9 protein-coding genes and 1 pseudogene are annotated in these 8,896 nt (G+C 69.5%); 3 read left to right on the plus strand and 7 right to left on the minus strand.

The genetic code is table 11. The features are described from left to right. The 3 genes and pseudogenes from GRX66_RS20045 to GRX66_RS13575 all read right to left on the minus strand — a co-directional run. Positions 1-305 (minus strand): annotated as a pseudogene (locus tag GRX66_RS20045) (hypothetical protein); the annotation flags it as partial. Then, on the minus strand, positions 298-495 hold the full coding sequence (gene samp2 / locus GRX66_RS13570; RefSeq protein ID WP_159527039.1) for a ubiquitin-like small modifier protein SAMP2: 198 nt from the start codon (positions 493-495) through the stop codon (positions 298-300). The pseudogene GRX66_RS20045 and the gene samp2, both read right to left, overlap by 8 nt. Before the next feature lie 127 nt (positions 496-622). Next, on the minus strand, positions 623-1,771 hold the full coding sequence (locus GRX66_RS13575) for a polymer-forming cytoskeletal protein (RefSeq protein ID WP_159527040.1): 1,149 nt from the start codon (positions 1,769-1,771) through the stop codon (positions 623-625). Positions 1,772-1,943: 172 nt separating this feature from the next. Between GRX66_RS13575 and GRX66_RS13580 the strand changes: the two genes are divergently transcribed. Both GRX66_RS13580 and GRX66_RS13585 read left to right on the plus strand, forming a co-directional pair. Continuing rightward, a complete protein-coding gene (locus GRX66_RS13580; RefSeq protein ID WP_159527041.1) occupies positions 1,944-2,915 on the plus strand; it encodes a replication factor C small subunit in 972 nt (323 codons plus the stop codon). 44 nt (positions 2,916-2,959) lie between these two features. Next, a complete protein-coding gene (locus tag GRX66_RS13585) occupies positions 2,960-3,265 on the plus strand; it encodes a hypothetical protein (protein ID WP_159527042.1) in 306 nt (101 codons plus the stop codon). Between the two features lie 12 nt (positions 3,266-3,277). Here GRX66_RS13585 and GRX66_RS13590 read toward each other — a convergent pair whose 3' ends face one another. The 4 genes from GRX66_RS13590 to GRX66_RS20580 all read right to left on the minus strand — a co-directional run bounded on the left by GRX66_RS13590 (position 3,278) and on the right by GRX66_RS20580 (position 6,198). Then, positions 3,278-3,757: a TspO/MBR family protein gene (locus GRX66_RS13590; protein WP_159527043.1), complete on the minus strand. Its 480-nt coding sequence runs from the start codon at positions 3,755-3,757 to the stop codon at positions 3,278-3,280. Between the two features lie 56 nt (positions 3,758-3,813). Beyond that, a complete protein-coding gene (locus GRX66_RS13595) occupies positions 3,814-4,797 on the minus strand; it encodes a glutathione S-transferase family protein (RefSeq protein WP_159527044.1) in 984 nt (327 codons plus the stop codon). Between the two features lie 88 nt (positions 4,798-4,885). Continuing rightward, positions 4,886-5,224, minus strand: coding sequence for a hypothetical protein (locus GRX66_RS20820; protein ID WP_201293021.1), 339 nt, complete (start codon positions 5,222-5,224; stop codon positions 4,886-4,888). Further along, a complete protein-coding gene (locus tag GRX66_RS20580) occupies positions 5,179-6,198 on the minus strand; it encodes a PQQ-binding-like beta-propeller repeat protein (protein WP_159527046.1) in 1,020 nt (339 codons plus the stop codon). Before GRX66_RS20580 ends, GRX66_RS20820 begins: the two co-directional genes overlap by 46 nt. Positions 6,199-6,349: 151 nt before the next feature. Here GRX66_RS20580 and alaS point away from each other — a divergent pair. Then, positions 6,350-8,896 (plus strand): alanine--tRNA ligase (gene alaS / locus GRX66_RS13610; RefSeq protein ID WP_159527047.1); only part of this gene is annotated, 2,547 nt, incomplete at its 3' end.

Below are 8,896 nucleotides of genomic sequence, written 5' to 3' on the forward strand. Positions count from 1 at the left end.
CGATGCCCCTGCGCGCGGCGGCGGCGGCGCACGGCGATTGCTTCGACGTGGACGCCCTCGTCCCGTGGGACCGCAACGAGCGCGCCGACGATGCGGTTGTCGTCGTCCGCGACCACGACCGTGCCGCCCTCAATGCGGCGTTCGGCCGTCTCCGCGGCGAGTTCGAGGTTCGCGCCGTCCACCACCCGCATCACTCCGAGGTGGTCGCGGGCGGACGCGCGCCGAATCACGACGCTGTCCGGGGGTGCAGTCGCCGGTCGGTCGGTCCCGTCGGTGTCGCCGTCGCTGGCTGGCACGCTACCCACCCTTGATGAGTCGCAGCACCCGCACGTGGTCGGCGGCCACGGGCTGGTCCTCGGGAACCGGCGTCCCGTCGACCATCACCGAGACTTCGTGCGGGCTGAGGTCGATTCGTCCGAGGAGGTCGGCGTACGTCTCGTCGTCGACGTCGAACTCGTGGGTGTCCTCGCCGACCACCTCGACGGTCACGCGCATGGCCTGACGTAGCCCGTGGGCGACCTTAGGAAGCCCGATTGCGGGCAGGTCGGTGTCCCGCGATGGCGTTCCATCCGGCCGTAGGGCGCGCGTTCGCTAAAGCGTCCCGCGCAGCGGGCGAACGTGTTTACGCGACGGGTCCGGCGACCCCGGAATCGCCGTCGCCGTTCTCGTCGCCGCTACCAGCGTCCGCGTCGTCGCCACCGTCGCTCGAGACGGACTCCGTCTCGTCGCCGCCGCGGCGGCGACCGAACCACCGGTAGCTCGCGATACCGACGCCGCCGAGACCGAACAGCAGCACCGCGAACTCGACGAGGTCGCCGAGCACCGGGACGCGGCCGACGAGGTAGACCGCGGCGACGCCGACGACGAGCGCGAGCCAGCGCTGGTCACGGTCAGCGAGCGACAGCAGCCACGCGCCCACCGCGTACTCGCCCCAGACGAACGCCACCAGCAACAGGAGGACGTACAGGAAGATGCCGAGAATCCCGAGCGGGATGCCGACGATGGTGACGAACAGCGCCGCGAGCACCATCGGCACGCCGACGAGCACGAGGAAGCCGACGCCGAGCGAGCGCCCCGGCGACTCCTGGGGGCCGTCCGCGACGGTCCGGGAGACGCCCGGGAACACCGCGAGGAGGATGGCCCCCACGATGACGGTGAGCAGGAGGCTGTACAGCGTCAGCAGCCAGCTGGCGACGTCCGGCAGGCCAGTGAACGGCGACCCCGAGAGGGAGGGGTCCTCGCGGAGTTCCCCGGAGATGGTCGCGTCGTCCGCGACGGTGATGTCGCCGTCGTAGACGAAGTCGCCGCCGACGGCCGCCGTGGACGTCAGCGTGAGGCTACTGGCGCCGACGCGGGCGGTGCCGTCGATGGTGCCGGCGTGTGAGAACGACCCCGTTCCGGCGTCGAGGTCGCCGCGGATGACGCCGGTCTCTGTGATGTCGATGCTGCCGGCGCCGGCCTCGACACTACCCTCGACTGTGCCTGCGATGCGGATGGATCCGGCGGCACCCGAGACGTCTCCCGTGACGGTGCCGGATTCCGCGATGTTGATCGAACCTGCGGCGGCCTGGAGGTCGCCCTCGACGGTGCCGCGGACGACCACCGAGCCCGCGGTCGCCTGCAGGCCACCGGTGACGGTTTCGCCCTCGTCGACGACGACGGTGCCGCCTGCACGTTGGTCGGCCGCGGCGACGCCGACGAACAGCGGAGTGACGAGGACCACGACGAGCACGAGCGCGAGTACGCGCCTGGAGCGGCTGGAAGTCGACATACCGTACGTGACAACGTCCGAATAGATAATACTGGGTGTGAGGCGTGCTGTCAGCACACCCACCGCGACCGGGGGCCGTCCGGGAGTTCATTCGGTGAGTGCTGTCGATAACCGGCCTACGAGGGGGCGACGTCTCGCGGAGTTTAAGTCCGGGTAGCGCCTGTCCGGATCTATGGCAGACGCCGCCGGCGGTCGGCAGGAAATCTGGGTGGAGAAGTACCGGCCGGAGCGACTCGAGGACATCATCGGGCACCCCTCCATCACGAACCGACTGGAGAGCTACGTCGCCCGCGACGACCTCCCGCACCTCCTCTTCGCGGGGCCGGCCGGCACCGGGAAGACGGCCAGCTCAGTGGCCATCGCGAAGGAACTGTACGGCGACGACTGGCGGGAGAACTTCCTGGAACTGAACGCCAGCGACGAGCGCGGCATCGACGTGGTCCGCGACCGCATCAAGAACTTCGCGCGGACGTCGTTCGGCGGCTACGACTACCGCGTCATCTTCCTCGACGAGGCCGACGCGCTCACCGACGACGCGCAGTCCGCGCTCCGCCGAACGATGGAGCAGTTCTCGGACAACACGCGGTTCATCCTCTCGTGTAACTACTCCTCGAAGATCATCGACCCCATCCAGTCCCGGTGTGCGGTGTTCCGCTTTTCCCCCATCGACGACGACGCCGTCGCCGAACACCTCCGCAGCGTCGCCGAGATGGAGGACCTGGAGTACACCGACGACGGCATCGACGCGCTCGTGTACGCCGCCGACGGCGACATGCGCCGCGCCATCAACGCGCTGCAGGCCGCGTCGGCGACGGGCGACGTCGTCGACGAGGAGACGGTGTTCGCAATCACCGCGACGGCGCGCCCCGAGGAGATCGAGGACATGGTGACGGAGGCGCTCGACGGCGACTTCATGGCCGCGCGCTCGACGCTCGACGACCTCATCTCGAACCGCGGGCTGGCCGGCGGCGACATCATCGACCAGGTCCACCGCTCCGTCTGGGACTTCGACGTCGACGAGGAGGCCGCCGTGCGCCTGCTGGACCGCCTCGGCGAGGCCGACTACCGCATCGCGGAGGGCGCCAACGAGCGCGTGCAGCTGGAAGCGCTGCTGGCGTCGGTGGCGCTCCGCGCCGACGACTGACCCCGGATAACAGGGTTCTTCCCGGCGCGGGCGAACTGTCGGGCATGGTCGAACTCACCGACTTCCAGCGCGAGTGCGTCGAACTGGTGTCCGAAGAGGAGCAGGTCCCGACCGCCCTCCTGCGGTACGACCCACAGGACGGCCCGGAGATGCTGCTCCAGAACGGATGGGCCGACGAGGACGACCACGCCCCCCAGTTCGACCTGCTATCGGCCTACGTGCTCCACCTCTCCCAGCGCGCCGACGTCAGCCGCGATGACGTCTACGACGAGGTCGACCGACGCCTCGATAGCTGGCAGTCCGAGGACCAGCTCGCCGTCGAGAGCGAGCAGCGCGGCGGCGACGAGTAACGGACCGGGCGGTCAGTTCAGCACCCAGAACGCGTAATTGAGGTACGTGGCGAACGCCACCCAGAGGAGGTACGGGACCAGCAGCAGGCCTGCTTCTTTGCGGACGCGCCAGAACGCCGCGAGCGTCGCGGCGATGAGGGCGAGCAGCACGAGGATGACTGCGAGGCCGCCGGCGATGTTCTGGTCGCCGAAGAAGACGAGGGTCCACGCGACGTTGAACGCGTACTGGCCGACGAACAGGCCGACGGCGAGGGTTCGGGCCCGGCCGCTGCCGTCCCGCAACACGAGGTAGACACCGACGCCGAGCAGCGTGAACAACAGCGTCCAGACCGGCCCGAACACCCAGTTCGGCGGCGCGAGCGCCGGCTGGGTGATCGTCTCGTACCACGTCTCGACGGTGCCGGCGGTGAGGAGCGCGGGGGACGCGCCGACCGCGTTGCAGATGACGACGGCGAGGGCGAGTCCCGGCAGGTCGGTTCGCGAGAGGACCATGCTGCGTCGACGCGGCGAGCGACCATAGTACTCCCGCAGGTCCGCGGCTGCACCGACTACCGCTGCAGGTCCGCGGGCGGGCCGCCCGGCAGGTCGTCGCGCTCGTGGGCCGCGAAGAAGTCCGGGTTCGGGCCCGTGGGGACGAGGCGCTTCGGGTTGAGGTGACCGTGGCTCCGGTAGTAGTGCTGTTTCACGTGGTCCATCTCGAGCGTGTCCGCGACTCCCGGGAGCTGGCAGAGCTCGCGGAGGTACGGCCAGAGGTTGTCGTAGTCCGCGATTCGCTCGCGGTTGCACTTGAAGTGCGTGTGGTACACCTCGTCGAAGCGATACAGCGTGGTGAACATCGCGACGTCGGCCTCCGTGAGGACGTCGCCCGCGAGATACCGCTGGTCGCCGAGCACGTCGTCGTAGTGCGCGAGCGCGTCGAAGAGGTCGTTGACGGCGTTGTCGTACGCGCGCTGGGTCTCCGCGAAGCCGGCGCGGTAGACGCCGTTGTTGATGGGGTCGTAGATGTCCTCGACGACGCGGTCGACCTCGTCGCGGTAGCCCTCGGGGTAGAGGTCGACGTCGCGGTCGGCCAGGTCGTGGAACGCGACATCGAGCATGCGCATGATCTCCTCGCTCTCGTTGTTCACGATGGTGTCCTCGGCGGTGTCGTAGAGGACCGGCACCGTGACGCGGCCCGTGTACGCGGGGTCGGCGTGCGCGTACACCTCGCGGAGGTACTCGGACCCGTGGACGTGGTCGGGCGTGGAGCCGGGCTTGTCCGGGGCGAACTCCCAGCCCTGGTCGAAGCGCACGGGGTCGACGACGCTCACGGAGACGGCGTCCTCGAGGCCCTTGAGGGCGCGGACTAGCAGCGTCCGGTGCGCCCACGGGCACGCGTAGGAGACGTAGAGGTGGTAGCGGCCGGACTCCGCGGGGTACTCATCGCCGACCCAGTCCCGGAACGACGTCGTCTCGCGCTCGAACTCGCCGCCCTCGTCGTGTTCGATCTGCTCTGCCTCGGTCCGCCACTCGCCGTCCACCATTCGTCCCATGGAGGGACTCACGGGCGCCAGCTGCTTACGGCTTGGTGGAACCGGCCGGCCTCGCCGTGATGCTCGCCATCCCACCGCTGGGCGGGAGTCAGACGTACGCGCGGACGTAGTTGTCGTACAGCGACCCGGGTTCCTCCTTGATGCAGATGCCGGCGTACATGACGTCGTCGACGACGACTGGCGCGCCGTAGGAGCCGTGGTAGGCGCCGACCGGGAGGTCGAAGATCTCGGAGCCGTCGGTGACGTCGAGCGCGAACAGCGGTTCGCCGCCGACGTAGAGGGTGTCGGCGGCGACGCTCATCCCCGTCATCTGGGTGCGCTCGCTGGCGGCGCGCCACAGTTCCGTGCCGCCGTCGTCGAACGCGACGATGTCGGCCGCGGTCAGGACGAACAGGCGGCCGTTCGCGTACGTCGGCCGCGTGTACACACGGGAGCCGACGTCCTCCGCCCACTCCTCGTCGCCGTCCAGCGAGAGCCCGTGCACCGTGCCGTCGCGCGCGGCGACGTAGAGGCGGTCGTTGGCGACGACGGCCGCGACGGACAGCGCCGACTCGGTGTCGAACGTCCAGTCCAGGTCCCCGGACTCCGGGTCGAGGGCGTACAGCGTGCCGGCGTCGAGCCGTCGCCGTCCACCTTCGTCGCGGCGACGTACACCGTGCCGTCGGCGTACGTCGGGACCGCGGTGACGTAGCTCTCGGAGGCGTCCGGCACGTCGAAGCGCCACCCGCGGTCGCCGCTGTCCGGGTCCAGCGTCTGCACGTAGCCGTTCCCGTCGGCTTTCGCGGCGACGTAGAGCCGGTCGCCGTCGTGTGCGACCGTCGACGTCACGGGGAGACTGCTCGCCCACCGGCGGTCGCCGGTCTCGGGGTTGAGCGCGCGCACCGACCCGGCGGCCTCGCTGTTCACGCCGCTGGCGTCCTTGGCGACCACGTACAGCGTGTCGTCGCGGTACGTCGGCGAGAAGTGGTGAGCCATCCCGCCGAGGTTGCGTTGCCACTCCGAGTCGCCGGACATCGCGTCGAACGCCCACATGATCTGGTCGCTGCCGACGAACACGCGGCCGTCGGCGACAGCGGGTTCGCGGAGGGTGTAGATGCCCTCGACCGAGGAGTTCCACACCATCCCGGGGTCGTCGGCGGGGCCGACGGCGTCGGGGTTGTAGCCGCTGTGCCCGGCCTCGTAGCCGTACGTCGTCCAGGCGTCCTCGCCGGACAGCGATATCTCCCGGTCGTCGCTGGCGCCGGAGTCTGTTCCCTCGTCGGTCGAATCGGGGGCGTCTGCAGTCGTGTTCGACGGCGACGTCTCCGAGGACTCGGCAGGGGCGTTACAGCCGGCCGTCGCGGCGATGGCCGACCCGACGGTGGCGAGGAGGGCGCGCCGCGAGAAGCGCCGTGATGGCATCGTGGTAGGGTTACGCGGGGCCGGACGTAAGGCTGACGCCGCACGCCAGTCGGTGAGGACGGAACCGGCCGATACGGGCCGTGCTAGCGGGTCTGGACGGCGTGAGCCAGCCCCGGAACTGTTTTACTCGTCGGTCGGCCATCTACACGCAATGAGCGACCTCGAATCGGAGTACCGCCTCGACTACTTCGAGGAGGAAGGCTTCGATCGCACGGAGTGCGTGGAGTGTGGCGCGCACTTCTGGACGCGCGACCCGGACCGAACGACCTGCGGCGAACCGCCGTGTGAGGACTACCAGTTCATCGACGACCCCGGGTTCGACCAGGAGTACAGCCTCGAGGAGATGCGCGAGCAGTTCCTCTCGTACTTCGAGGAGCACGGCCACGAGCGCCTCGACCCGTACCCGGTGGCGGCGAACCGGTGGCGCGACGACGTCCTGCTGACGCAGGCGTCCATCTACGACTTCCAGCCCCACGTGACCTCCGGGCAGTCGCCGCCGCCCGCGAACCCGCTGGCGGTCTCCCAGCCCTGCATCCGGATGCAGGACATCGACAACGTCGGGAAGACCGGCCGGCACACGATGGCCTTCGAGATGATGGGGCACCACGCGTTCAACGCCGACGAGGGCACCGACTACGCCTACGAGGGCGAGGTGTACTGGAAGGACGAGACCGTCGAGTACTGCGAGGGCCTCCTCGAGAAGATGGGCGTCGACCTCGCCGACGTCACGTTCATCGAGGACCCGTGGGTCGGCGGCGGGAACGCCGGCCCGGCGTTCGAGGTCATCTACAAGGGCCTCGAGGTGGCGACGCTCGTCTTCATGTCCCTGGAACTGGACCCGGACGGCGAGTTCGAGATGAAAGACGGGAACACGTACTCCCGGATGGACCGCCGCGTGGTCGACACCGGCTACGGCCTCGAGCGCTGGACGTGGATGAGCCAGGGCACCGCCACCGTCTACGAGTCCATCTACCCCGAGATGATCGACTTCCTCAAGGAGCAGGCCGGCATCGACTACTCCGAGGAGGAAGCCGAGATCGTCCACCGCGCCGCGAAGCTCGCGGGCAACCTCGACATCGACGAGGCCGAGGACATCGAGGCCGCTCGCGACAACATCGCGGCGAAAATCGGCGTCGACACCGGCCGCCTCCTGGACCTCGTGGAGCCCCTCGAGTCCATCTACGCCATCGCCGACCACTCGCGCACCATGGCGTACATGTTCGGCGACGGCATCGTGCCGTCCAACGTCGGCACCGGCTACCTCGCGCGCATGGTGCTGCGGCGCACGAAGCGCCTCGTCGACGAGGTGGGCGCGGACGTGCCGCTGGACGAACTCGTGGACATGCAGGCCGAACGCCTCGGCTACGAGAACCGCGACACCGTCCGCAGCATCGTCCGCTCGGAGGTCGAGAAGTACGCCGAGACCCTCGAGCGCGGCGGCCGCCGCGTCCGCCAGCTCGCCGAGGAGTACGCCGACCGCGACGAGCCGATTCCGGCGTCCGAACTCATCGAACTGTACGACTCCCACGGCATCCAGCCGGACATGGTCGCGGACATCGCCGGCGAGGTCGGCGCGGACGTGCAGGCGCCCGACGACTTCTACTCCCTGGTCGCCGAGCGCCACGACTCCGGCGGCGCGCTCGCCGACGAGGAGAGCGCCGACGAACGCCTCGACGACCTCCCGGAGACGGAGGCGCTGTACTACGACGACCCCTACCGCGGGGAGTTCGAAGCCGTCGTCCTGGACGTCTTCGAGCGCGAGGAGGGCGGGGAGACGGTCTACGACGTCGTGCTCGACCAGACGATGTTCTACCCCGAGGGCGGCGGCCAGCCCGCCGACCACGGAACGCTGTCGACGGACGACCAGTCCGTGGACGTGGTGGACGTCCAGAAGCGCGACGACGTCGTCCTCCACCGGACGACCGACGACCCCGGAAAGGGCGAGTTCGTGCGCGGTCAGATCGACATGGAGCGCCGCCAGCGGCTGATGGCCCACCACACCGCGACGCACGTCGTCGTGCACGCCGCCCGCGAGGTGCTCGGCGAGCACGTCCGGCAGGCTGGCGCCCAGAAGGGGACCGACTCCTCCCGCATCGACGTCAAGCACTACGAGCGCCTCGACCGCGAGACCGTCAAGCGCATCGAGCGCGTCGCCAACGACATCGTCCGCGAGAACACGAGCGTGCAGCGGGAGTGGCCCCACCGCCACGAGGCCGAGGAGAAGTACGGCTTCGACCTCTACCAGGGCGGCATCCCCGCCGGGGAGAACATCCGCCTGATCCACGTCGCCGAGGACGTGCAGGCCTGCGGCGGGACGCACGTCAACCGCACCGGCGAGATCGGGACCATCAAGATCCTGAACACGGAGCGCGTGCAGGACGGCGTCGAGCGGTTCACGTTCGCCGCGGGCGACGCCGCCGTCGAGCACGTCCAGGACCTGGAGGACGACCTGCTGGCGGCCGCGGACACGTTCGACGTGGCGCCCGAGGACGTCCCGGAGACCGCCGAGCGGTTCTTCACGGAGTGGAAGCAGCGCGGCAAGACCATCGAGGACCTCAAGCAGCAGCTCGCGGAGGCCCGGGCGTCCGGCGGCGGGACCGGCGAAGAGGTCGACGTCGCTGGCACGACCGCGGTCGTCCAGCGCGTTGACGGCGACATGGACGAGCTGCAGGCGACCGCGACGCGCTCGTCGAGAACG

Source organism: Halobacterium bonnevillei (assembly GCF_009831555.1).
In the GTDB taxonomy this organism is placed as follows: domain Archaea; phylum Halobacteriota; class Halobacteria; order Halobacteriales; family Halobacteriaceae; genus Halobacterium; species Halobacterium bonnevillei.

Coding starts and splice junctions, on each gene's coding strand:
- samp2 (WP_159527039.1), bottom strand. CDS start 495: ATGCGCGTGACCGTCGAGGTGGTCGGCGAGGACACCCACGAGTTCGAC.
- GRX66_RS13575 (WP_159527040.1), bottom strand. CDS start 1,771: ATGTCGACTTCCAGCCGCTCCAGGCGCGTACTCGCGCTCGTGCTCGTC.
- GRX66_RS13580 (WP_159527041.1), top strand. CDS start 1,944: ATGGCAGACGCCGCCGGCGGTCGGCAGGAAATCTGGGTGGAGAAGTAC.
- GRX66_RS13585 (WP_159527042.1), top strand. CDS start 2,960: ATGGTCGAACTCACCGACTTCCAGCGCGAGTGCGTCGAACTGGTGTCC.
- GRX66_RS13590 (WP_159527043.1), bottom strand. CDS start 3,757: ATGGTCCTCTCGCGAACCGACCTGCCGGGACTCGCCCTCGCCGTCGTC.
- GRX66_RS13595 (WP_159527044.1), bottom strand. CDS start 4,797: ATGGGACGAATGGTGGACGGCGAGTGGCGGACCGAGGCAGAGCAGATC.
- GRX66_RS20580 (WP_159527046.1), bottom strand. CDS start 6,198: ATGCCATCACGGCGCTTCTCGCGGCGCGCCCTCCTCGCCACCGTCGGG.